This is a genomic window from Shewanella sediminis HAW-EB3, from assembly GCF_000018025.1.
Taxonomy (GTDB): Bacteria; Pseudomonadota; Gammaproteobacteria; order Enterobacterales; family Shewanellaceae; genus Shewanella; species Shewanella sediminis.
Genome location: NC_009831.1, coordinates 3,405,581 through 3,430,584 on the forward strand (window position 1 = coordinate 3,405,581; position 25,004 = coordinate 3,430,584).

Consider the following 25,004-nt stretch of genomic DNA (forward strand, 5'->3'; position numbering starts at 1 on the left):
GCAAGGTCTATGTCTATTATAAAAACATCAGTAAACCGACCTGTCACCGTATGGATGTTCATGTTTGCCGTTATCTTGTTCGGTATGGTTGGTTTCTCTCGCTTGGCGGTAAAGCTGCTGCCGGATCTGAGCTACCCCACCATTACAATCCGAACCCAGTATATCGGCGCGGCTCCTGTTGAAGTCGAACAGCTGGTTTCAAAACCTATCGAAGAGTCGGCCGGTATCGTAAAGGGGCTGCGTAAGATCAGTTCCATCTCCCGCTCCGGCATGTCAGATGTCGTACTCGAGTTCGAGTGGGGCACCGACATGGATATGGCCAGTCTGGATGTGAGGGAAAAAATCGATACGATTGAGTTACCTCTGGACGTTAAGAAGCCGCTACTACTACGCTTTAACCCAAATCTGGATCCTATCGTTCGTCTGGCCCTTTCGGTACCCGATGCAAGCGATACCGAGCTTAAACAGATGCGTACCTACGCTGAAGAGGAGCTTAAACGTCAGTTAGAGTCATTAACTGGTGTGGCTGCTGTCAGGTTATCCGGTGGGTTACAGCAAGAAGTTCACATTCAACTTAATCAGGAAAAACTGACTCAACTTAATTTAAATGCGGCACTTATCCGCAACCGTATCGCCGAAGAAAATATTAACCTCTCGGCAGGTAAAGTGATCCAGGGGGATAAAGAATATCTGGTCAGAACGCTAAATCAGTTCAACTCCCTCGAAGAGTTAGGCCAAATCGTCGTGTATCGTGACGCGCAGACATTAGTTCGACTGTTCGAAGTCGCCGAAATTGTCGACGCACACAAAGAGCGTAACGACATTACCCGCATCGGTGATCAGGAATCGATTGAACTCGCTATCTACAAAGAGGGTGACTCAAACACCGTGGCCGTTGCCCGTAAAGTCACCGCTGCACTTGAAAAGTTAAATGAAGAGGGCAGCAAGTCTGAACTCAAGGTTATTTACGATCAATCAGAATTTATCGAAAGTGCCGTCAGTGAAGTCACCTCTGCGGCCTTGATCGGTAGCTTGCTATCGATGTTAATTATCTATCTATTTTTGAGAGATATCATTCCAACATTGATCATTTCAATCTCGATACCCTTTTCGGTTATTGCTACCTTCAACATGATGTATTTCGCTGACATCAGTTTAAATATCATGTCCCTGGGAGGCATAGCGCTTGCGGTTGGTTTATTGGTCGACAATGCCATTGTGGTCCTCGAGAATATCGATAGATGCCGCTCCCTTGGCATGAATAAACTCGATGCGGCAGTAACAGGAACCAAAGAGGTCGCCGGGGCCATCTTCGCTTCGACGCTGACAACATTGGCCGTGTTTGTTCCACTGGTCTTCGTCGACGGCGTGGCCGGGGCACTGTTTTCGGATCAGGCATTGACCGTCACCTTCGCACTGTTAGCCTCTCTGCTCGTGGCATTAACCACCATTCCTATGCTGGCATCCCGCGAAGGATTTAAGGCACTGCCACCATTGGTCGAAAAAACAGTCAAACCTAAGCCGGAAACCCGGGTCGCCAAGATCAAGCACTACAGTGCAACCGTGTTCTCTTTCCCGTTTGTTCTGCTGTTTAGCTATCTGCCAAGTCTATTACTGACATTGGCCCTGCTTATCGGTCGCTTCGTCTCCTGGGTAACTGGTCTGGTTATGCGCCCGCTTAGCTTCGGTTTCAACTGGCTCTACCATAAATTAGAGTCTGTCTATCATGTTCTTCTTGCTCAGGCGCTTAAATTTAAAGTGCTGACAATGAGTATCGCAATTCTGGTCACCCTCGGTGCAGCCTCACTGCTGCCTAAATTGGGAATGGAACTGATCCCACCGATGAATCAGGGTGAATTCTATGTCGAAGTTTTATTACCGCCAGGAACTGAAGTCTCTGAAACAGACAGGGTATTGCGCAAACTAGCCCTATCGATTAAAGACAGGGAAGATGTTAAACACGCTTATAGCCAAGCGGGTAGCGGCGGCTTAATGACGTCAGACACTTCTCGTGGTGGTGAAAATTGGGGACGCCTACAGGTCGTACTCGCCGATCATAGCGCCTTTGATGCCGTGGCTACGGTATTGCGTACAACCGCGATGCGTATCCCGGAGCTGGAGGCTCAAATTCAACATCCTGAGCTATTTAGCTTTAAGACGCCGTTAGAGATAGAGTTGATCGGCTATGATCTGGCTCAGCTTAAAAATACCGCCGATAATCTGGTCGATGCCCTCTCCGACTCTGACCGATTTGCCGATATCAATACCAGTCTGCGTGACGGTCAACCTGAGCTTAGCATTCGTTTTGACCATGAACGGTTAGCCGCGCTGGGAATGGATGCACCCACGGTTGCAAACCGAATCGCACAACGCATCGGTGGCACCATCGCCAGCCAATATACGGTGAGAGATCGTAAGATCGACATCTTGGTCAGAAGTGCAATCGAAGAGCGCGATCAGATAAGCGACATCGACTCAATGATTGTTAACCCTGATAGCAGTCATCCTATTGCTCTGAGCGCCGTGGCCGATGTCTCATTGAAGTTAGGTCCATCGGCGATCAACCGTATCAGCCAGCAAAGAGTGGCGATAGTCTCCGCTAACCTGGCCTATGGCGATCTTAACGAAGCCGTTTTGGAAGCCAGAGATATTCTGGCTCAGCAGACATTACCGACTTCGATTCAGGCCCGCTTCGGTGGCCAGAACGAGGAGATGGAGCACTCTTTCCAATCGCTGCAAATCGCACTCGTGTTGGCCGTGTTCTTAGTTTATCTCGTCATGGCGAGTCAGTTTGAATCATTATTGCACCCACTGCTTATTCTTATTGCGGTACCTATGGCGGTTGGAGGTAGTGTGTTCGGACTCTATATCACTCAGACTCACTTAAGTGTCGTAGTGTTTATCGGTCTTATCATGCTCGCGGGTATTGTGGTGAATAATGCCATCGTTCTGGTCGACAGGATTAACCAACTCAGGCAGGAGGGGCGCGATAAGATGAATGCCATTTCAGAAGCGGCAAAATCACGCCTTCGCCCGATTATCATGACGACATTAACGACGGCACTGGGTTTATCGCCTATGGCTCTCGGTCTTGGAGATGGGTCTGAGGTTCGCGCACCAATGGCCATTACCGTGATCTTTGGCCTGACGCTGTCAACCCTGCTCACCTTAGTGGTTATCCCTGTACTGTATGCGCTTTTCGACCGCAAAGAGTTCAAGGTGAAGAAGAGCGACACTAACCCAGAGGTTGCAACTGTGGGAGGTCAGGCATGAACTTAACCCGTTTAGCCATTAAGAGGCCCGTGACCACCAGCATGTTTTTCGTGGCCATCTTACTGTTCGGTCTCGCTTCCAGCCGGTTATTACCACTCGAGATGTTTCCCGGTATCGACATGCCTCAGGTGAATATTGAGGTGCCTTACAAGGGGTCGACCCCTGCCGAAGTTGAACGAGACATTACCAGCGTGCTGGAGGAGTCTTTAGCGACCATGGGTGGGATCGAAGAGCTGAGATCCAGCTCTTCACAAAATGGCGCAGAGATTGAGCTAAGAATGAAGTGGGGTCAGAACGTCGCCACTAAAAGCCTGGAAGCGAGAGAGAAAATCGATGCAGTAAGACATCTGCTACCTAAAGACGTTGAACGCGTCTTTATCAGACAGTTCTCTACCGCCGATATGCCGGTGCTTAACTTAAGAATATCCAGTGACCGCGAGCTTTCCGGGGCATTCGATCTCCTCGACAAGCAGCTCAAGCGTCCGCTTGAGCGTGTCGAGGGCGTGTCTCAAGTAACGCTCTATGGCGTCGAGCAGAAGCAGATAGAGATACGAGTTAATGCCGATAAATTATCTGCGAGTAACATCTCGATCCAAGCCCTGACACGCAGGCTGCAACAGGAAAACTTTGTCATCAGCGCCGGAATATTGAGAACCGATTCCCGCGTCTATCAGGTCTCGCCTAAAGGAGAGTTCAGAAACCTCGATGAGATTAGCAACTTAGTCCTTACTCCGGGCGTGACCTTAGGCGATATCGCCACGGTCAGCTTCTCCCTGCCGGAGCGACTGGATGGTCGTCACTTAGATCAAAACTACGCCGTCGGTCTCGATGTGTTTAAGGAGTCCGGTGCCAACCTGGTCGAAGTCTCAAAACGCGTGATGAAAGTCATCGAGAATGCGAAGAAAGATCAACAGTTTCAAGGCATCAAACTGTATGTAATGGAAGATCAGGCCTATGGCGTCACCTCTTCACTGGAAGACCTGCTCACAGCTGGCCTAATCGGTGCCCTGTTGTCATTTGCCGTGCTCTATCTGTTTCTACGCAATCTGAAAATGACCTTGGTTGTCGTGACCTCTGTGCCAATCTCTATATGTATGACACTTGCGGCCATGTATCTGCTTGGCTACAGCCTGAATATTCTCTCTATGATGGGTTTGCTCCTGGCCGTGGGCATGCTTATCGATAACGCCGTGGTGGTGACTGAGAGTGTATTGCAGGAGAAACAGGCACAAGCCAAGGGACAATCTCTGGGACAAAGTACCGACTCTTGTGACGAGCAAGACGATGATGCAGTGCTCACCGGGGTCGATAAAGTCGCCCTTGCGGTGCTCGCCGGTACACTCACGACCGCTATCGTGTTCCTGCCCAATATCTTCGGTGTGAAGGTCGAACTGACTATCTTTCTCGAGCATGTGGCAATCGCTATCTGTATCTCTCTCGCCGCCTCTCTGTTAGTGGCTAAAACCCTGCTGCCACTCATGCTGAGTCGTATGCATTTCGAAATAGATACTCAGAAGAGAGAGAGTAAGTTGCGAAGCTATTATCATCGCAGCCTGAAATGGATTTTATCCCACCCGCGCATATCAGGCGTCATAGCCCTGTGCATGCTCGCATCGACGGCATTGCCACTCAACATGGTTAAGCAAGATCAATCTGACGGTGAGGGAAACAACAAACTCTACATCAATTATCAGGTCGAAGGGCGTCATAGTCTGGATGTCACCGAAGCCATGATCACCAAGATGGAAGATTACCTTTATGCCAATCAAGATAAATTTCAGATAGATTCTGTTTACAGCTACTTCTCGGCCGACCGTGGCCAATCTACCCTGATCCTCAATGAAGATGTTGAGATCGACATGAAAGCCCTGAAGAAAAGCATACGAGAAGGCTTTCCGAAGTTTTCGATTGCCAAACCTCAATTTGGCTGGGGCAGTGACAACAATGGACTCAGGGTATCGCTAACGGGCCGCTCCACCAGCGATCTGATTAAGTTAAGTGAACAGGTGATCCCGTTACTTTCTTCGATAGAGGGGTTAACCGATGTTAGATCTGAGCTCAGCGGTGCACAGCAGGAGGTGGTTATCCGTGTCGATCGTGAGATGGCTGCCAGGCTAGACCTTAAGCTCAATGAAGTCGCCTCGAGTATCTCTATGGCGCTTCGTGGGACGCAGCTACGCTCTTTCCGTCACGATCCCAATGGAGAACTGCGTATCGAGATGTCGTTCGAGCAACAATGGCGCCTGTCGCTTGAGAAGCTCAAACAACTGCCGGTGATCAGAATTGATAACCGTGTCTACACTCTGGACAGTTTGGCTAAAATTGAGATATTGCCTCGATTTGACACCATCAGACACTACGACAGACAAACGGCGCTATCGATCGGAGCCAACCTGGATGACCTAACCACAGAGGAAGCCCAGGAGAAGATAACTCAGGCGTTGGAGACGATAAACTTTCCGGCTGGATACGGCTACTCCCTCAGGGGCGGTTTTCAGAAACAAGATGAAGATGAGGCGGTAATGGCGACGAATATGCTGCTTGCGATTGCCATGATCTACATCGTTATGGCGGCCCTGTTTGAATCTTTACTGCTACCAACTGCAATTATCACCTCTATTCTGTTTTCAATAACCGGTGTCTTTTGGGCACTGCTGTTTACCGGAACCCCTATGTCTATTATGGCCATGATCGGTATCTTAATCTTGATGGGTATTGTCGTGAACAACGGCATCGTTTTAGTTGACCAAATCAATCAGCTCTCACCCGATTTAGACAAGCTATCTGATACCATCAGTGAAGTGTGTCACTCGCGGCTGCGGCCTGTATTAATGACCGTTGGTACGACAGTGCTCGGACTCGTACCTCTGGCTATGGGAGACACTCAACTCGGTGGCGGTGGTCCATCATATTCACCTATGGCCATTGCTATCATAGGTGGATTGACGTTCTCAACCGTGACCAGCTTATATCTGGTTCCACTTTGCTATCAGGCGCTATACAGAATGCGATTCCGTGCGGCGATTAAACTGGGCCAGGCAGATCGCGTATCCAGACGTCTGCTGCCATGGACACAATAGGCTTGAAAAGAATGCCATGAAGAGGATAAAAGGCTGCGAGAGTAGCCTTTTTTATTGCCGTACATTTGTTAACTTAATGTATGCACAACCTAATTTGATGGTAAGCTGACTGAAAAGAGATCGCTCAAGGCAGAGACAATGAAAACAAAAATACTAACATTGCTATCGATAAGCTGTTTACTCTCCTCCCCGACCCTTGCCGATGACGACAGATTCAAGGATGTTGTCATCACACCACAAAAGCTCACGCAAACGAGTTACATGTTTACCGGCTCAGGTGGCAATATTGGCGTCTCGGCCGGTAAAGACGGCATCCTCATTATTGATAATCAATTTGCCCCGCTGGCAGATAAGATCACCGCTGCCCTGTCGAGTATACAACCCGGAACACCTAAGTACGTGGTTAATACTCACTATCATGGAGACCATACCGGAGGTAACAACCTCTTCGGTATAAGCGGGATAATTCTTGCTCATCACAATGTCCTTAAACGCCTATCATCAAACACAAGCTACCAGCCAAGTGCCCTACCCAGCATCACTTACCATGAGGGCACCACAATCCATTTCAATGGGGACAGCTTACAACTGCTTCATATGGGGCCGGGTCATACCGACGGCGATAGTATTGTGCTCTGGGCGGATAACAGTGTGGTCCATATGGGCGATCTGTTCTTTAAAGACAAGTACCCCTATATTGACCTTAAAGCGGGTGGCTCGGTAATGGGATACCGGGACAATGTGGCTATCGTTATCGACAAAATTGGCTCACAGACTAAGGTGATCCCGGGACATGGTGGACTTGCGACTAAAGACGATCTTATTCGCTTCAAGCAGATGATCGATGGATCGATTAATTGGATGGAGAGTCAGTTATCTGATGGAGCAACACTCCGGCAGGTACAAGAGAAGGGGCTACCAGAGCAATGGAAACACTGGGGCTGGTCGTTTATTTCAGAAGATAAATGGATAGCCACCTTGTACGAAGGACTGAAGCGCTAACGGTGAGAGCACCGACTAAGCTTATAAATACAAAAACGCCATCAAAGTGGCGTTTTTCTTATGACCTATTTTCTTATAACCTAAATGTCGAAGCCGCGATAAAATAAATTAAGCTTCGGCTTCTTGCCAGCGTTCGGCTTTATTTTCCAGTAAGACTGGGATCCCATCATTGATCGGATAAGCCAGATGATCTGCCTTACAAATCAGTCGCTGTGATGACTTCTCATAATCAAGCTTACCTTTACACACAGGACAAGCCACGATCTCTAACAGTTTTTTATCAAACGACATTGTTATTCCTTTTGGTATAAATATGACGACTGCTAACGTTTTAGTTTATCTAATATCAGCCGATCGAAATTTGAGGATAGCTTCGCATCAACGGGAAGATACCACCAGTTTTGTTTTGCAAAATCGCGACATTTAACCGCATCTTTCTCAGTCATTATGATGGGGAGATCACCGCAGAGTTCTGTGAGTTCCTCTTCGCAATAGGCTTGATGATCTTCAAATGCCTTAACACCATTTAAATTAAAACCCGCGTTAATCAGTGAGGTAAAAAAACGTTGTGGATTACCGATACCGGCAATGGCAACCACAGCATCATTGAGAGCCGGAGGCTGTTCATTAGAGTGGGTGACAGGCTTTAACGCACTCGGTACCAGACTCATAGCGTGCTCCCCCTCAATACTCTGACCGCCATTGACCACGACTGCATCCACTTTTTTAACGCGCCACAGCCCCTCTCTAAGGGGTCCTGCGGGCAATAGTGAGCCGTTTCCGAAGCGTCGATCTCCATCTAAAATCAATAACTCGATATCTCGCCCTAAAGCGTAATGTTGAAGCCCATCATCACTGATGATGACGTCGACATTGAAATGGGTAAGTAAGTGCTCTCCCGCATCGATTCGATTGCGACCTATCACCATAGGTACTCCGGTTCGGCCAACGATCATGGCGGGTTCATCACCCACATCCCGAGCCGCCATCGAAGGTAATACGCTTCTTACCCCTTCAAAGTTAACCCCATATCCGCGACTAATAACCCCAGGTTGGTACCCATGTCGCCTTAATAGCTCAACCAAATAGATAACCGTGGGGGTCTTACCACTTCCCCCCACCGTAATATTGCCGACAACGATGACAGGCACAGGTAATCTGGATTGTTTTTTTATTCCTATCTTAAATAAGCTACGACGCAGAGCGGTTATCGCTGCAAACAGGAGAGAGAGTGGCAAAAGCAGCAGCTGAATTATTTTTAACAGCAAAAAAAGGCCTTTAGACTGAGTGTCTAAAAAGCCTTTCGGATACCATAAACGATTTACAAATGCCTGCATTTAGCTGCCGAACTGCATCTGATAAAGCTTAGCGTACATGCCGTCTTGCTCGAGCAGTGATTGGTGGTCTCCACGCTCAATAATCTGCCCCTGATCCACAACCAGGATTTGATCGGCACTTTCAATGGTAGAGAGGCGATGAGCAATCACAATCGAGGTGCGATTATGTCTTAAATTATCCAGTCCCAATTGAATCGCTTTCTCAGATTCGGTATCGAGGGCCGATGTTGCCTCATCTAAAATGAGTACCGGTGAATTACGTAAGATGGCTCTCGCGATAGCGATACGTTGCCTCTGTCCCCCGGACAGCATCACACCGTCTTCACCAATTTGGGTATCTAATCCTTCAGGCAACTGTTCGATAAACTCCATCGCATGCGCTAATGTCGCCGCCTCAATGATCTGCTCTTTCGTCGCTTCGCCGGAATAAGCGTAGGCAATGTTATTCGCAATGGAGTCGTTAAACAGCGTCACCTGCTGGGATACCAATGCCACCTGGTCCCGCAAACAGGTGAGCGTGTAATCATCGATATTAACGCCATCCAATGTGATCTTGCCTTCACTCAGCCCGGTGTAAAAACGGGTGACTAAGTTTGCGATGGTCGATTTACCGGAACCGGAGCGCCCAACCAGAGCAATAGTTTTGCCCTGTTCGACGGTAAAGTTAATATCCTTCAACGCAGCCTTTTCTTGCCCCGGATAGCTGAAGTTAACCTGATTAAAGCTGAGATCGCCTTGGACTCTCTCAACTTGGTAGGTCCCGTTATCGACCTCAGGAGAGGTATCCAATAACTCAAAAACCGTCGTACATGCCGCAATACCGCGCTGGAATTCGGCATTGACTCGCGTTAAGTTTTTAATCGGTTGAAGCATGGCTAACATGGCGCCGAGAATGGTCGCGAATGTTCCGGCGGTTAGCTCAGCTTTGAGGCTATCTATGCTGGCTGCGTACAGGACAAATGCTAAAGCAAATGACCCAATGATCATCACCAATGGCTGGCTTACAGATTGTGCCATCGCTAACTTCATTGTCTGATAACGATTTTGATCGTTGACCTTCAAAAAACGCGCAGCTTCGGTTTCTTGCCCACCGAATGAAAGCACATTTTTATGCCCTTTGAGCATCTGTTCTGTGGCGGCGGTGACATTTCCCATTGCCGCCTGAATATTCTTAGACACTTTTCTGAAGCGTTTGCTGACCGTAGCGATCACATAACCGATTATCGGTCCAATGACTAAGATACAAAGCGAGAGTTTCCAGGAGTAATAAAACATGATCCCCAACATTCCAATCACTGTGATACTGTCACGAATAATGGTGATCATCGCACTGCCTGTCGCGCGGGCTATCTGCTCTGTATCGTAGGTCACTCTTGAGATGAGGTTACCTGTATTCTCACTGTCCATATAGCTTACCGGTAACGTAAGATAATGTTCGAATACCTGCTGACGCATGTCCATAATGAGTCTGGCACTCATATACGAGATACTGTAGGTCGAGACAAAGTTAGCTAAACCGCGCAGAGTAAAGAGCCCTATCACGACAAAAGGGGCATAAAAGAGAACTTCATTGTCGGCATTAAAGCCGCCACTCGTACCTAGATCTAAAGTATTGATGTTTGAAGTTGCTTGACCCGCCTGGCCACCGAAGCCCTCATCGATAAAAGGTTTTATGACCGCAATGAATGTCGCATCAACAAGTGCGTATGTTGCCAGTCCAAGCACGGCAAAAACAAAAACAGCCTTTAATGGCTTAAGGTAACCGAGTAGCCGTCTAAAAACGGTCCAAACTTCACTTTTAGTTGATTCTGTCATTGATGCTTCTATAGAAGTGGAAAACGAGCATTCTACTCTGGATCGGCCAACTCGCCAAACCTAAACAATCCGTTGTACCAAAATGGCGCAAGATCTGTTCGATATGATTTAATTTGCCGCGGTTCGTGGTTAAAAAGCACACTGATTTGTCCCTCTCTTCCCGAGATCAGCATCTCACTTCCACTCAGTTTATATCGATTAACGACATCCTGCTTGGGAAAACCATAGCGATTATTAAACCCTGATGGGAATAATACCAGCTCAGGAGAGACACTCTTGATAAATGCTTGAGTAGAGGAGGTTCTGCTTCCATGGTGAGGTGCGATAAGCACTTCACTTTGTAATGACAAACCTTCATTTAGCATCGCCCACTCGCCTCGCACCTCAATATCTCCGGGCAGAAGCAACCGGTGATAGCCATCGCTCACACTCAATACACATGAACCATCGTTGCCTCCCTGGGCCTGTTTCGGACCTAAAACTTTAATCTCTAGTCCATACCAGCTGAACCCTTTTGGACGACAATTTATATCCGAAAACTCAACAAGATCGGTGATCACTTTGACACTTGGATATGCTTCAATGAGTTTATTGGCACCACCGGCATGGTCATTATCACCGTGGCTAAGCACAAGATAATCTACATCGCTTATCCCTCTGGAATAGAGGAAGGGAAGAATGACCCGTTCAGCATAGCTAAAATTGTCACCATAGGCCGCCCCGGTATCGTATACCCATGCCCGACCCGTTTTTTCTATCACAACACAGAGCCCCTGACCGACATCGAGCAGATGAACTCGCCATTCATGATGAGTCATAGGTACGAGTCGACTCCATAGGGTTAACAACGCGGGCAAGAGAAAAACTGAAGAGACGAGCTTCCACTTTACTTTTATCGAATGTGTGATTAGCCACAAGCCCATAAGGCCCAATGCAAACGCCATAATCATCTTGTCAGAGATAGGAAACCAGGCCGACGGTAACTGCTTGAAGATGGTGAAAGCATAAAGCATTGGAGCCAGGCTGATATCGACAATAGCGAAGATACCACTTAGCTCAAATCCTATAGCCATAGCTGCGCCCCACATAACAAGGCTCAGGATAGATAGAGGGATCACCACTATGCTGAACCAGGGAACAAACAGAAAATTAAACAATAAACCATAAGGCGACATGCCCCCAAAGAACAGGGCTTGTAACAGCCCTAAACCTAAGCTTAGTCGCCATTGAATTGACCAGAAAAGAGTGAATTTTTGCCTAAAGCCCTGCCACCTTGAGTGCTCGGTATTAATATTTGAAATTGATACTTGTGTGCGACTTATCGTGAGTAAAATAATCGATAAGGCTAAAAATGAGAGCCAAAAACCGGCACTCAAACAGCAGAAAGGGTCGAAGAGTAACAGCAGAAACATCGCTGCTAACAGCCGCTCCCAGGGCGAGGAAAATCGTTTTATCGTGCTTAGTATCAGTAACAACAGCAGCATCACCAGCGCTCGCTGGGTTGGCAAGGCAAAACCGGCAAGGTAGGCATACATAGTACAAATGATTGCAGATAACATAGCCGCAAGCAGTAAGTTACGCCGACCGAACTGAGGCGAGCAATAACTGAGCAGGGAAAATGTCCCCATAAAAGCCCATGCGGCAACAACGGAAAGGTGCAGGCCCGAGATAGCAACTAAATGACCGGAGCCCGTAACCCTCAGAGAATGCCAGCGGTCACTCGCGATAAGACTCTTATCACCGAGTAATAGGGCTAAAATCAGATCGCCACTCTCTAATAATCTAAGATGCGGCATAAGCTCTGTGATGATTTTAGCTCTGACCGAGTGACTGACACTCAACCGTCTCCCGCCTTGCACACTCCCCTTCCCCACTATATGGCGACTAAGAAGCGCTTTTTGCTGATTATATCCCCCTTGGTTCAGTACACTGGTAATAGGCTTGGCTTTAATCTCAAACTCCCAGATCTCTCCGAGTTGTATTTTGGGTGCTTTCTTCCAACTTATTCGTAAGTTTTTTGACAATAATTCACTCGAACTTGATCTCAACAACCGAATATCCATACTAAGCCAGTCGCTGTTTTGACTAACTAGTGATATGATTTCGCCCCTCACGACGAGATTCTGCTCTGTATTTAGCGGTTCCCATGTCAGTAATTGCTGGGCATAGATTGATATCCAAGCGACAGCCAGCAACGCTCCTGCAATAATAGGCAGACGCCTAAGCAAGATAGTTCCGCTCAACACAAATGCGGGAAGCAAGAGTAGAGGTGGCAGTGACGGCCATAGCATCGCACTGAGAATTATGGCACTGAAGCCAAACATAAATCGGTTCATACTGAATAAGTTAAGACAGCAATAACAATTTATGCCAAAAAAAATCATCAAAAAGTTTATGCCAAAACCCGAAACTCTGCAGAATCACAAGCATTTGCAGATGTTTGGAAAGTGGCTCCACAAGCCTAACTTATGGGCGCTAAACAGACGTTCTGCGCCGGCGGCATTTGCGGTAGGTTTGTTTGTAGCATGGATACCTATGCCATTTCAGATGGTGCTCGCTGCAGCATTAGCGATCATCTTTAACTGCAATATTCCTATTGCCGTAGCCTTGGTTTGGATCACTAATCCGTTCACTATGCCATTTATGTTCTACGCCGCTTACCTACTAGGTGCCAAGCTTCTTAACCACCCCACGCAAGATTTTGCTTTCGAAGCCAACTGGCAATGGGTAGAAGCGTCAATCTCGACTATCGGCCCTCCATTTCTTTTAGGCTGTCTGGTTCTGGGGACGATTTTCGCTATCGTAGGCTTCTTCTTAATAAAAACGCTGTGGAAATATTCCATATTGTTTAAATGGATCAAGCGCAAAAATTAAGCTCAACAGAGCCACGCCAAGACTAATTGACAGTTTGATTCAGACTCTTTCAGCCTTAACCTCGATAAAGATGCAAGAAGCAAGAAAGGATATTGCGGGGGAGAGGAATGCGGGAGCATCACACAGATGTGACGCCCCGAATTATCAATCTTCTATGCCGTGATCTATCTGCCCGCTAATGCGCGTGCTGGAGCGGTTTGACTGGCTTTCCAGGCAGGATAGAGTGTCGCGATGAGACTCATGATGAAGGCCAGTAATATCACTAAAGTCACATCTGACAGATGCAGCTGTGAAGGCAGAAAATCGATAAAATAGACATCTGCAGATAGCAACTGAATGCCCAAAACATCTTCGATTGCCTTGGCGATAACGCTGAGATTTTCAGCAATAATGGCACCAAGCCCTCCACCGATAACACAGCCTAAAAGACCATTCAGCGCTCCCTGCACGATAAAGATATTCATGATTGAAATACGCTTCATCCCCATAGTGAGCAAGATGGCAATTTCAGACTGCTTATCACGCACGGCCATCACTAAGGTCGATACGATATTAAAACAGGCAACCGCGATTACGAGCGCCAGTACCAGATACATAACGCCGCGCACCAGCTGAATATCCTGATACAGATTTCCCTGAGTACGGGTCCAATCATTGAGGTAGAGGTATTGCTCCTGGCTGTAACCCAGTTCTCTGATCAATCTTGGCGCATCGAATACCTGCTGTGTTTTGATTCTGACACCTGATACATCGTCGCCCATTTTCAGTATTGAAGCGGCATATTGCATAGGAATATAGGCGGTGGTGAGATCCAATGACCCACCGAGTTCAAACACGCCTGCAACGGTAAATCGATAACTTTTTGCTGCACCAATTCGAGAGCCGCTTCTGTTTTTACCACTGATATCAGGCATATATAAACTTAGGGCGTCGCCGACATCTAACCCTAAAGATTCGGCCAGACTCTTGCCTAATACAATATTATTCGCATCATGTTGAGCCAATTTGGACCATGTCGATGTCGACATAAATTCAGAAATTTTTGATACCTTCGCCTCTTCGATGGTATCGATTCCCAGAATGCTTAATCCTTGAAACCCTCCCGGCTTCTGAACCAAGCCTTGAAGTCGTATAAAGGGGGCCGCCGCCACAATGCCGGGGATCTTATTAGCATCATCAGCGATAGCTTGCCAACTATGTATCGGCTCATTGACGCCGCTCAACTCGGCGTGTGCAACTACACCGAGTAACCTTGTTTCGAGTTCACTCTCAAAACCGTTCATCGCAGAGAGCACGATAATCAACACCGCAACGCCTAAGGCGATACCCGCTGTCGAAGCAAAGGAGATAAAACTGATGAATCGATTAGACTGGCGAGCCAGATAAAAGCGCCAGCCAACCCAGAAAGAGAGCAGCTGACTCATGAAGATATTCCTTCACCGTTGAGCAAAACACCATCCTTCATCTGGACCTGCCTGTCCATCCGCGCTGCAAGCTTGGTATCATGAGTCACCACCACAAAAGCCGTACCTAATTGGGTGGCGAGCTCTTGAATCAGTTCATAAACGGCTTCGCCGCTACTGGCATCCAGATTACCGGTCGGCTCGTCAGCGAGTACCAACTTAGGCTTGTTAATCAATGCTCTGGCAATAGCCGTACGCTGCCGCTCACCACCGGACATCTCTGATGGGGTATGTGCTAATCGATGCCCCAGCCCCACCCTCTCAAGCAAGGCCTTAGCTTCAGACTCGACCTCTTTCTTGTTTCTTCCCTGTATCAGGGCTGGCATAGAGACATTTTCCAGGGCGGTAAATTCAGGGAGCAGGTGATGAAACTGATAGATAAAGCCTAAATCCTGATTACGGATAGCTGACTGACGGCGAGCCGTAAGAGCATATAGATCCTCGCCTAACATGTTCACGCTGCCACTCGTTGGGCTGTCTAACGTCCCCATGATATGCAGTAAAGTACTCTTACCCGAACCTGACGTGCCTACGATAGCGAGCTGTTCTCCCTTGAACACTTGCAGGTCTACAGAGTTGAGCACTTGAGTATCGACACTCCCTTCGTGATACCTTTTACTCACCCCTTTGACTTCTAACAGTAGCTCTTGCATATTTTATTACTCATCTAATCGTATCTAACGCACTGCCAATATGGTTTTATTGCCAGCACTGAATGTGATTGTTAACTCTTGATTAAAACTATTTACTTAAAAACTATTTACCTGAAAAGCATTACCTATTCGTATCTTAATGCGCTGGCAGGTTGTACCCCAGCGGCTCTCAGCGCCGGGTAAACGGTGGCTAAAAAGGTAATGATCAAGGTTCCGACAACAATCCAGCCCAATTGTGTCCACTCAATCTGCACTGGCAATGACTGGCCCGCACCTAATACTGAGATCCCAAGCGTGTTCAGTATGCTATTGAGATTAAGCGATAAACCGATACCAACCAACAAACCGGATATCAGTCCCAGAATGGCATTCAATGACCCTTGGATCATAAATATCCCCATCACGGTCAATGTCGACAACCCCTGGGTTTTTAATACGGCCACATCGGTTGTTTTATCGACAACCATCATGACTAACGCCGAGACGATATTGAAAGCCGCAACGGCAATAATAAGGCTCAGCATCAGTGACATCATATTTTTTTCCATCTTAACTGCACTGAATAGGTGGCCGTAGGACTCTCGCCAATCGGATGTTGTAACCTCAATACCTTGATTTTCGAACTGCTCGACAACTTTAGAGGTTAAACTGACGGCATTGAAGGGATCGACAAGATAGAGCCTGAGATGTTTTATCTCACCGGATTTTTGTCGCATCAGCCGCTGCGCATCTTCATAATGAACATAGGCAAGATTGGCGTCGACTTGTGAGCCCATCTCAAATACGCCGGCTACAATGAACTTTCTCTGACTCGGCACGGGGCCTAACGGCGAATACACCACACCTTCACCGCTAAGGAGCCTCACCGTATCGCCGGCTACAACATCTAATCGTCTGGCTAATTCTGCGCCAAGGATGACGCGATATTGTCTGGGTTCTAACTTATCGAAGCTGCCATTGAAACTTCGTTTCATTGTTCTTAATAATTCTTGCTCATAAGCAGGATAGATACCGTATACCTGAACGGCACTGATATTCGTTTGCGACTGAACCATGGCCTGGGTCGAAATACTCGGGGTCGCCCCCAACACTCCGGGTAAGTTTTTTAATCCTTGAACCTGCTTTTCCCAATCGGTTAGAGGTTGACTTGCATGCACAGTTAACTGAGGAACGGCACCCAATATTCTTTGCTTCAATTGCCCCTCGAGTCCATTCATCACAGAGCTGACAATAATGAGTGCGGCCACGCCGAGTAAAATCCCCGAAACGGCAAAAAATGTGATGAAGGAGGCAAACGTATTGGCCTTTCTGGCTCGCCAATAACGGAACCCAATATGTGCAGATAACGCAAAATTCATAGTTGCCCACAGACTCATTAACTATAGAGCCTTGCTAAATCATTAAGATGCGCATGATAATAGGGGTAATAGCTACAAAAAAACAAGAGGAAATCCCTTGTTCACTGATTCAACGCCCTATTTTAGTGTTATGCATGACTTTACTGTCTATCTGACCCTATGGCCAGAGGACTCCCCGCTGCCATCTGAGAGTGAGCTGAAGTTTATGTTGCCGACAGGCCTGCTGCTGATTAGTGATGTTAAAGCACTTGAAGCCGACTGTTTAATACAACTCAGACACTTCGACGATGAAGCTAAATCAATTGTCGACTACCTTAAGCTTCAATCGAGAAAGATTGACCTTGTTCTGCAACATGTCATCGAGCAGGAACAGCACGAGGGAGAACAACATCATGGGGTATCATTTGGTGGAAGCGGCATCAAAATTATTGGTAATGCAGAGCTCGAAGTCGGAAACCAGTACAAGATCACCTTGCATATCAAAGAGGAGTTGATCGCACTACTGTGTTTTGTAAAAGTCAGCTCAAATCAAGTTGTCGACGCCAGTGATGATGCGAGTAATGCAGCTGAAAGTGCCCGGTATATAACAGAATTAGAGTTTACTCAGATACTCGATTCTGATGTCGAACAGCTGGTCAAAGCTAGCCTCAGCGTACAGCAGAAGCACCTGAAATATCGAAAATTAGCACAGAAAGCGCCTTAAGTTTCATACAGGGTCTGTAAATTTCAGGATAAGACAGCAGCAAAAACAAGTATGAAAGGTCAACAGCCCCTAGCACTGATGAGTGTAAGCCTCTACAATAACAGGCATCTTTGTCGTTAATTTTTGCCTGTTATTAATGAAACCTTTTTCAGTATTGACTCCGCCAGCAGTAAAAAGCGCAACCAGAGCGCAAACACTATTTACCTTAGGTGGCGCGTCTCAAGCCATCACGTTAGCCAATATAGTCCAAAAGCATGATGGCTTGACCTTGGCTGTGACTAACGACACTCCCACGGCTCTTTTACTGGAAACTGAATTAACCTATTTGTTGAAGGAAAAAGATATTCCGGTGTGGATATTTCCAGATCGGGAAACCTTGCCCTATGACAACTTCTCGCCGCATCAAGACCTGGTGTCACAGCGACTGGAGACCCTGTCACGGATCCCCAATGCAAAACAGAGTCTGGTCATCGTCCCCATTACAACCTTGATGATGCGTTTGCCACCAAAATCATTTCTGGCCGGTAATGTGCTGCTGTTAACTAAAGGCGATAACTACTGCCTGCAGGATGTAAAACAGCAACTGGTCGATACCGGTTACCATATGGTGGAGCAAGTCTATGAGCATGGCGAGTTTGCCGTCAGGGGGTCTATCATCGACCTCTTCCCTATGGGATCGACTCAGCCCTACCGCATAGAGCTGTTTGACGACGAGGTAGAGTCAATTCGCTATTTTGACCCGGAAACTCAACGCTCCAGCGGAACCATAGATTCCGTACGCTTGCTACCTGCCAAGGAGTTTCCTACCAACGATGCAGCGATAGAGGGGTTCAGACAAAGATACCGCCGTCGATTTGAGGTTCTGGTTAAAGAGCCTGAATCTGTCTACCAGATGGTCAGTAGAAAACTGCTCCCCGCAGGAATAGAAAACTACCTGCCCCTTTTCTTCGACGATACAGCCAGCTTATTTGATTACCTTCCCGATGATGCTCAACTGGTGAACATTGGCGATCTGGAGCAGGCTGTAAAAACGCATTTGGCGGAGATCGAGATCCGCTATGAGAATAGGCGAGTCGATCCACTGCGGCCATTATTATCTCCAAAAGAACTCTATCTACTCACTGAACAGATTTTCTCGGAATTTAAGCAACACCCCAGAACACTGCTTAAAGTCGGTGATGCTCAGGAGTCTGGTCATCAGGCAAAGCTTGAGGTTTTACCTGATGTGACTGCTAACCACAAACTCAAGCAGCCACTGAGTTTACTGCAAGAGTTTAGCGAAGGTGCTGGCAATATACTCTTCAGCGCCGAATCAGAGGGCAGACGTGAAGCCTTGTTTGAGCTGCTGAGTAAAATCGACATTAAGCCCAAACTATTCGCCCATTTCGATGACTTTGTCCTTTCAAACGCTAAGCTTGGCTTGATCGTATCTCCTCTCTCTAAGGGATGTATTGTCGAAAAATCACGTGGGGCGAAATTCAGTATCATCTGTGAAACTGAGCTCTTCGGGCACAAGATTTCGCAAAAGCGACGCCGAGACAAGCAAAGGCAGATCAGTAGTGACGCGCTGGTCAAAAACCTGGCCGAATTAAAAGTGGGTCAACCCATCGTTCATCTGGATCACGGTGTCGCCAGATATATGGGACTCGAAACCTTAGATACCGGTGGCTTGATCGCCGAATACCTGATGTTAGAGTATTCCGGTGGTGATAAGCTCTATGTCCCGGTCTCATCTCTTCACCTTATCAGCCGCTATAGCGTAGGGCCCGATGAAGAGGCGAACCTCAATAAACTCGGCAACGAGACCTGGGCAAAGGCGAAGAGAAAAGCGGTCGAGAAGATCCGTGATGTCGCCGCAGAGTTACTCGATGTCTATGCCAGACGACAGGCAAGACCCGGAGATGCATGCAAGGTGATCGAGGAGGAGTATGCGCAATTTGCCAATAGTTTCCCCTTCGAGGAAACCGTCGATCAGGAAACGTCAATTAACGCTGTCATGACCGATATGTGCTCCCCGATAGCCATGGATAGACTCGTATGTGGTGATGTGGGTTTCGGTAAGACCGAGGTGGCAATGCGCGCGGCTTTTGTCGCGGTCAATGACGGCAAACAGGTCGCTATATTAGTGCCGACGACGCTGCTGGCTCAACAACACTACGAAAATTTCAAAGACAGATTTGCCGATTGGCCGGTGAAGATAGAGGTCATGTCGCGTTTCAAAACGGCTAAAGAGCAAAAGCATGTCATGGAGGAGTTAGCCAATGGGAAAGTCGACATTGTTATTGGCACCCATAAGTTACTTCAATCCGATGCTAAATTCGAAAACCTGGGATTGTTGGTGATCGATGAGGAACATCGATTCGGCGTAAGACAGAAGGAAAAGATCAAAGCCTTAAGAGCCAATGTTGATATCTTAACCCTGACAGCGACTCCGATCCCAAGAACACTCAATATGGCGATGTCCGGGATGCGGGATCTGTCAATTATCGCAACCCCTCCGGCGAAGCGATTATCGGTAAAAACCTTTATAAGGGAGTATGACGATACGACCGTGATAGAGGCTCTGCAACGTGAGATCTTACGTGGTGGACAAGTTTACTTCTTGCATAACAATGTCGAGTCAATCGAAAAGCGTGCCAGTGAGTTAAGTGAGTTGCTTCCTGAGGCGCGTGTTGTCACGGCTCATGGTCAGATGCGTGAGCGTGAACTTGAAAAAGTGATGTCCGACTTCTACCATCAAAAATTTAATGTTTTAGTCTGTACTACCATTATCGAAACGGGCATCGATGTCCCCTCTGCTAACACCATTATCATCGAGCGTGCCGATAAGTTTGGTCTGGCACAACTGCATCAACTCAGAGGCCGTGTTGGTCGCTCACATCACCAGGCGTATGCCTACCTGATGACCCCCCATCCTAAGCGCATGACAAAAGATTCCGTCAAGCGGCTTGAGGCGATTGGCGCCTTAGAAGATCTGGGCGCCGGATTTTTATTGGCCACTCAAGATCTGGAGATCCGAGGTGCAGGCGAACTGCTGGGTGATGAACAAAGCGGTCATATATCTAAAATTGGCTTCACTCTCTATATGGAGATGCTCGAGGACGCAGTGAAGTCACTCAAAGAGGGAAAAGAGCCCTCACTCGATCAGATGCTAAGGCACCAATGTGAAATCGAACTTCGTATTCCCGCCCTGCTTCCCGATGATTTTGTTCACGATGTCAACATCAGGCTATCGCTCTACAAGAGGATAGCAAACTGTGAAACAGAGCAGGCGCTGGATGAACTCAGGGTGGAATTGATCGACCGCTTTGGTTTACTCCCGGATGCCACTAAGAATTTGATGGAATTAACCCTTTATAAACATCAAGCTACGGCTTTAGGCATTAAAAAGCTCGAGATGCATGCTAAGGGCGGAAGTCTGGAGTTCAACGATGATCATAAGGTCGATCCTGGTTTTATCATCGGATTACTCCAGAGCCAACCACAAAACTATCGAATGGATGGCCCGAGTAAGTTAAAATTCATCATCCCTGCAGAGTCATACTCTGACAGGCTAGCCCTGGTCAAGTTGTTACTAGGGCAATTATCACAACACCGTCTTGGAGAATAATGTGTTAAGACAAACTCTTTTAATCCTATTGGGCTTTCTTTCTTTCACTGAGCTAGCCTATGCCCAAGATGAGCGTTGGTTTGAGGTAGAGGTTTACCTGTTTGAACGAAGCAATGCAGATCCACAAGAGCAAGCGCCGCAACAGGTTCAGTTGACTAAAACCAACAAGGCTATCGATCTGATCTCTCCCCTGTTCAGCACCAATATTACAGGAGCAAGTATTGGTCTTGAAGGATGCTCGTCACGCGATTGGGCAACAAATGCAGACGAATGTAATCAACAACTTAAATCGACACAGGTGAATCACCTTTCGCAAATTCCAAGCAATATCTTTGCGGTCGAACCCCAATATGGTGTTCCCGGTGGGCCTGCGGTATTACTCTCTGACAGCCAGAATCAATTTCAGGAAATTATCAATAAACTCTCCAGAGAGCGCGGCAACAGAAGCCTACTTCATATGACATGGCAACAATCTATGCTGCCAAGACATAAAGCTAAGGCCGTCCGGTTATTTTCAGGGCAGGATTACGCATCACGATACGAGCTCAGTGGTCAAACGGTCCAGACGCATCAAACAGAATCCGTCATTCCGCAATTTGATTTTTTTGGTGAAACACTGTCCGATGATACGCCTAAACCCGTATGGGAACTTGATGGTACGTTAAATATCTACCTGAACCATTATCTGTACGTGGAGACGGCACTTAATCTAAGAAAAGAGGGCATTAAGACTGTGGGAATAATGATGGATAATACTCATCTCAATGAAACCCTTGAGTCAGTCACCACTCCATTTCTTTTTGCGATTCCTATGACACAAAATCGTAGAGTGAGAAGTGATGAGATACATTATTTTGATCACCCTGACATGGGGATGATCTTGCAGATAAGAAAAATGGAACAGCCTATAGATAGAGTCACCGAAGCCGTATCAGTAGACGTTAATTAAACGGGTCTTCACATAGAGAAAGGCGATTCGATTAGCTATATACCCGATAAAATCGTCAATATTCTCGCCTTTAGCAAACGCTAAAGGCGGGTAGGTCTAGTAAAAATAGTAAACTTACCGGAATTAAAAGTTAAGATTGTACAATCGAAAAGTCGAGGTAGATCTCATCGGCCTCATCCTCTTCGACAAGCACTCTGGTGACCTGAGCTTGTGGAGAGCCGATGTGACACCAATCGATTAGAGAGTCTACGGACGGAAATGCCCCTTGAGCGAGGATATTAACCGAACCGTCCTCGATATTAGATACATAGCCAGTCAAACCCAACTCTTGAGCTTTAGATAACGCAAACCGTCTGAAACATACCCCTTGTACCTTGCCATTTACATTGATCAGTACTCTTTTCATCTTGGTATCCTCATATCCACTCTTTTGAAGATAACGCAAAGCTGAGCAATGGGCAAAAAATACGCAAAAAAAACAGCTAACTAAGAGTTTGTTAGCTGCATCGGGCGACATACGCGAACTGGTTAGGTCTGAGAGAAAACAAACTCACAATGTATCAACTTGTATCGCTCAAAACTTTGAAAGCCACTTTACACTGCCAATATCAAGATGCAAGCAGCGAACAGTTATTTAAGCTGAAAACTAACAATATTTATCTTTTTAATGGCAAATTTACAGATAAAAACAGTATCTTACACTGTAGTACCAGTTAGGTATCATGAAGCGATTAGTGAGAGTTGAGATTACTCGCAGGAAGAGAATAAAGTAAAGATAGAGAATTATGGGGACTTATCATAAAAAGTGGGGTTTTAAGATCGGATAAAATCGGCATAGCCCGATACGATACAGCCTTAACCGTACTACACCGATGTCATTGCAGTGTAGTACCGGGGGTAATTAAACTTGCTTGAAGAAGGTGATCAGGCTTGTTTAAATAAGTTTATCTGCGGAAGATGGCTCGCTAATACCGGGAATTTATGAGGCTGCTCTTCATCCCAACAAATTTGGTAAAACCCGCCGAGCTGTTCGCTCACACTTTGGTTGTCATTAACTTGATCCTTACGAGAAAGGATCACCAGAGCTTTCCCTTGATTTTTCCCCCTGAATTCAGAGACACATTTCCCGGCAATATCGGCGTACTCTTCTGGTCTGTCGATTCTGCCGACCATATTTTCTTGAGGGTTCAAATTCGGATTAATGAGCACCGAACGTATACCATTTAAAAAACCGATACGTTCAGCCCAATAAGCCCCCAGACCAACACCTATGATGATAGGGTCTGAATCATCAGACTGCTGTAACTGCCTGCTCACTTCATTAAGCAGGTGTTGCATGTCGTGTTTAGGATGTAAGGTACTGTAACTGACTAAACGTACATCTTTGTCAATAAACTGCAATTGACGCATTTTTTCATGGTTACCGGGACTCGTTGCATCAAAACCATGTAAATAGAGAATCATTTGGCCACCTATAAAAAATATCAGAACATTAAGTTATCTAATTTATTGAAGTTGAATGTTGAGCAACATCAATATTTTATTGCTTGTAAATTTTAATTAATTGGAAACTTTCCGGCAATCTCTTTTGCTCTTGTCCATCTAGCATCATCCTCTAACGCCTTGGTAACGACATCTAACCTGGGTTTTAATAAACTGGCAGGCCGCTCAGGAAGCGTTTCAGGCCACACTAACTCGTTTAACACCTCAGTCGCACCGGCTGCATCATTACAGAGTAAAATCATATTACAGCCTGCATCAAGCGCCGCCTGAGCACGCGCTTTATAGCCCCCTACGACACCAGCCCCTTCCATACCAAGATCATCAGAAAAGATGACGCCTTTAAATGCAAGCTCATTTCTCAACACCTGCTTCAACCAATATCCGGAAAAACCTGCAGGATTAGGATCTATATTAGGATAGATAACGTGAGCAGGCATCACTCCATGCAATTTTTCCTGGTCGATGAGTTGTTTAAAAGGCCGCATATCTGATTCGACAATCTGCTGCCTGGTTCGGTTATCCACCGCTTGGTCGAAATGAGAGTCAGCTTCAACGCTGCCGTGGCCAGGAAAATGTTTACCGACTGCCGCCATGCCGGCCTGCTCCATGCCGTCGATAAAACTACCGGCCAACTCGATAACCACATCCGGCTCACTACCAAATGCTCTTTTCCCAATGACCTTGCTGATGCCATTCAAATCTAATACTGGCGCAAAACTTAAGTCGATATCACAGGCAAGGAGTTCAATAGCCATCAAATAGCCAAGCTCTACTGCCCAGGATTTTGCCAACACCATGTCTTTTCCGGCGATGGGCAATATATCCCCCATCGCTGGAATAGCGGTAAAACCGTCTCTGAATCTCTGTACCCTGCCACCTTCATGATCGACGGCGATGAGAATATCAGGCCGTACGGATCGCACTTGCTTAATTAAGGCGATAAGCTGGGTTCGATTGGAGTAGTTTCGACTAAATAAAATCACGCCACCGACCATAGGGTGCTGAAGCTGTGACAGTTCCTCCTCTGACGCTTGGGTCGATAATAGATCAAGCATTAAATAACTCACACAGACTCCCTAAAAATAGATAAAACAGAATCAACCAAAATTGATGATTTTTTTTGCAGAAAAAACAAAGGGTGGCTAAATCTTTTTGTATAGCCCGCCCCCTAGCCCTAGCTTAACTAATCTGAAAGCGCTAATTAAAAAATCTCATGCTAAGCCATGAAGAAAAGTATGGGATACTTTCAGATATAACAGCCACAAGGCAGATTAGATTATCATACCGCAGCCATTTCCCCTGAATTTTAAACCTATTTTTAATACCAAAGGGAAATTTAATCTAATATGAAGTGTGTGGGTAGAACAATAACAAACAGGGTTTC

17 protein-coding genes are annotated in these 25,004 nt (G+C 46.7%); 7 read left to right on the forward strand and 10 right to left on the reverse strand.

Features of this window, described 5'->3' with window-relative positions; all coding sequences use genetic code 11:
- Positions 1–9: 9 nt before the first annotated feature.
- The 3 genes from SSED_RS14745 to SSED_RS14755 all read left to right on the forward strand — a co-directional run bounded on the left by SSED_RS14745 (position 10) and on the right by SSED_RS14755 (position 7,355).
- Entirely contained in the window at positions 10–3,273 is a 3,264-nt protein-coding gene (locus SSED_RS14745) for an efflux RND transporter permease subunit (protein ID WP_012143158.1), read from the forward strand.
- Positions 3,270–6,353, forward strand: coding sequence for an efflux RND transporter permease subunit (locus tag SSED_RS14750; protein WP_012143159.1), 3,084 nt, complete (start codon positions 3,270–3,272; stop codon positions 6,351–6,353). The genes SSED_RS14745 and SSED_RS14750 overlap by 4 nt, the downstream gene beginning before the upstream one ends.
- 138 nt (positions 6,354–6,491) lie before the next feature.
- Positions 6,492–7,355, forward strand: coding sequence for an MBL fold metallo-hydrolase (locus SSED_RS14755; RefSeq protein WP_012143160.1), 864 nt, complete (start codon positions 6,492–6,494; stop codon positions 7,353–7,355).
- Between the two features lie 108 nt (positions 7,356–7,463).
- On the opposite strand, the gene SSED_RS14760 is transcribed toward SSED_RS14755, so the two are convergent.
- Genes SSED_RS14760 through SSED_RS14775 form a run of 4 tightly spaced genes read right to left on the reverse strand, consistent with a single transcriptional unit; the run spans position 7,464 to position 12,843 of the window.
- Positions 7,464–7,646: a Trm112 family protein gene (locus SSED_RS14760; protein WP_012143161.1), complete on the reverse strand. Its 183-nt coding sequence runs from the start codon at positions 7,644–7,646 to the stop codon at positions 7,464–7,466.
- A gap of 32 nt (positions 7,647–7,678) precedes the next feature.
- On the reverse strand, positions 7,679–8,692 hold the full coding sequence (gene lpxK, locus SSED_RS14765; protein ID WP_012143162.1) for a tetraacyldisaccharide 4'-kinase: 1,014 nt from the start codon (positions 8,690–8,692) through the stop codon (positions 7,679–7,681).
- Entirely contained in the window at positions 8,693–10,507 is a 1,815-nt protein-coding gene (gene msbA, locus SSED_RS14770; RefSeq protein ID WP_012143163.1) for a lipid A export permease/ATP-binding protein MsbA, read from the reverse strand.
- A gap of 32 nt (positions 10,508–10,539) precedes the next feature.
- The gene (locus SSED_RS14775; RefSeq protein WP_012143164.1) at positions 10,540–12,843 is read right to left on the reverse strand and encodes a DNA internalization-related competence protein ComEC/Rec2; all 2,304 of its coding nucleotides are present in this window, start codon (positions 12,841–12,843) and stop codon (positions 10,540–10,542) included.
- Positions 12,844–12,874: 31 nt separating this feature from the next.
- Between SSED_RS14775 and SSED_RS14780 the strand changes: the two genes are divergently transcribed.
- Positions 12,875–13,381: a DUF2062 domain-containing protein gene (locus tag SSED_RS14780; RefSeq protein ID WP_041421717.1), complete on the forward strand. Its 507-nt coding sequence runs from the start codon at positions 12,875–12,877 to the stop codon at positions 13,379–13,381.
- A gap of 164 nt (positions 13,382–13,545) precedes the next feature.
- Here SSED_RS14780 and lolE read toward each other — a convergent pair whose 3' ends face one another.
- From lolE to SSED_RS14795, 3 genes are all read right to left on the reverse strand, one after another.
- Positions 13,546–14,805, reverse strand: coding sequence for a lipoprotein-releasing ABC transporter permease subunit LolE (gene lolE, locus SSED_RS14785; protein WP_012143166.1), 1,260 nt, complete (start codon positions 14,803–14,805; stop codon positions 13,546–13,548).
- A complete protein-coding gene (gene lolD / locus SSED_RS14790; protein WP_012143167.1) occupies positions 14,802–15,497 on the reverse strand; it encodes a lipoprotein-releasing ABC transporter ATP-binding protein LolD in 696 nt (231 codons plus the stop codon). The genes lolE and lolD overlap by 4 nt, the downstream gene beginning before the upstream one ends.
- Before the next feature lie 125 nt (positions 15,498–15,622).
- Entirely contained in the window at positions 15,623–16,855 is a 1,233-nt protein-coding gene (locus tag SSED_RS14795; protein ID WP_041422204.1) for a lipoprotein-releasing ABC transporter permease subunit, read from the reverse strand.
- 97 nt (positions 16,856–16,952) lie between these two features.
- Between SSED_RS14795 and SSED_RS14800 the strand changes: the two genes are divergently transcribed.
- From SSED_RS14800 to SSED_RS14810, 3 genes are all read left to right on the forward strand, one after another.
- On the forward strand, positions 16,953–17,558 hold the full coding sequence (locus tag SSED_RS14800; protein ID WP_012143169.1) for a hypothetical protein: 606 nt from the start codon (positions 16,953–16,955) through the stop codon (positions 17,556–17,558).
- Between the two features lie 136 nt (positions 17,559–17,694).
- Positions 17,695–21,168, forward strand: coding sequence for a transcription-repair coupling factor (gene mfd, locus SSED_RS14805; protein WP_012143170.1), 3,474 nt, complete (start codon positions 17,695–17,697; stop codon positions 21,166–21,168).
- A 1-nt stretch (position 21,169) separates the two neighbouring features.
- Entirely contained in the window at positions 21,170–22,117 is a 948-nt protein-coding gene (locus SSED_RS14810; protein ID WP_012143171.1) for a peptidoglycan binding protein CsiV, read from the forward strand.
- Between the two features lie 130 nt (positions 22,118–22,247).
- Here the strand turns inward: SSED_RS14810 and SSED_RS14815 are convergent, their stop codons facing one another.
- The 3 genes from SSED_RS14815 to nagZ form a co-directional block, all read right to left on the reverse strand.
- Positions 22,248–22,523 (reverse strand): acylphosphatase, encoded by a 276-nt coding sequence (locus SSED_RS14815; RefSeq protein WP_012143172.1) that lies wholly within the window; start codon positions 22,521–22,523, stop codon positions 22,248–22,250.
- A 518-nt stretch (positions 22,524–23,041) separates the two neighbouring features.
- Positions 23,042–23,581 (reverse strand): alpha/beta hydrolase YcfP, encoded by a 540-nt coding sequence (gene ycfP, locus SSED_RS14820; protein ID WP_012143173.1) that lies wholly within the window; start codon positions 23,579–23,581, stop codon positions 23,042–23,044.
- Positions 23,582–23,673: 92 nt separating this feature from the next.
- Positions 23,674–24,687: a beta-N-acetylhexosaminidase gene (nagZ, locus tag SSED_RS14825; RefSeq protein WP_041421718.1), complete on the reverse strand. Its 1,014-nt coding sequence runs from the start codon at positions 24,685–24,687 to the stop codon at positions 23,674–23,676.
- Positions 24,688–25,004: the final 317 nt, after the last annotated feature.

Bases quoted from the DNA above. Each gene is read 5' to 3' on its own strand.
- SSED_RS14745 (WP_012143158.1), top strand. From the start codon at position 10: ATGTCTATTATAAAAACATCAGTAAACCGACCTGTCACCGTATGGATG.
- SSED_RS14750 (WP_012143159.1), top strand. From the start codon at position 3,270: ATGAACTTAACCCGTTTAGCCATTAAGAGGCCCGTGACCACCAGCATG.
- SSED_RS14755 (WP_012143160.1), top strand. From the start codon at position 6,492: ATGAAAACAAAAATACTAACATTGCTATCGATAAGCTGTTTACTCTCC.
- SSED_RS14760 (WP_012143161.1), bottom strand. From the start codon at position 7,646: ATGTCGTTTGATAAAAAACTGTTAGAGATCGTGGCTTGTCCTGTGTGT.
- lpxK (WP_012143162.1), bottom strand. From the start codon at position 8,692: ATGCAGGCATTTGTAAATCGTTTATGGTATCCGAAAGGCTTTTTAGAC.
- msbA (WP_012143163.1), bottom strand. From the start codon at position 10,507: ATGACAGAATCAACTAAAAGTGAAGTTTGGACCGTTTTTAGACGGCTA.
- SSED_RS14775 (WP_012143164.1), bottom strand. From the start codon at position 12,843: ATGAACCGATTTATGTTTGGCTTCAGTGCCATAATTCTCAGTGCGATG.
- SSED_RS14780 (WP_041421717.1), top strand. From the start codon at position 12,875: ATGCCAAAAAAAATCATCAAAAAGTTTATGCCAAAACCCGAAACTCTG.
- lolE (WP_012143166.1), bottom strand. From the start codon at position 14,805: ATGAGTCAGCTGCTCTCTTTCTGGGTTGGCTGGCGCTTTTATCTGGCT.
- lolD (WP_012143167.1), bottom strand. From the start codon at position 15,497: ATGCAAGAGCTACTGTTAGAAGTCAAAGGGGTGAGTAAAAGGTATCAC.
- SSED_RS14795 (WP_041422204.1), bottom strand. From the start codon at position 16,855: ATGAATTTTGCGTTATCTGCACATATTGGGTTCCGTTATTGGCGAGCC.
- mfd (WP_012143170.1), top strand. From the start codon at position 17,695: ATGAAACCTTTTTCAGTATTGACTCCGCCAGCAGTAAAAAGCGCAACC.
- SSED_RS14815 (WP_012143172.1), bottom strand. From the start codon at position 22,523: ATGAAAAGAGTACTGATCAATGTAAATGGCAAGGTACAAGGGGTATGT.
- ycfP (WP_012143173.1), bottom strand. From the start codon at position 23,581: ATGATTCTCTATTTACATGGTTTTGATGCAACGAGTCCCGGTAACCAT.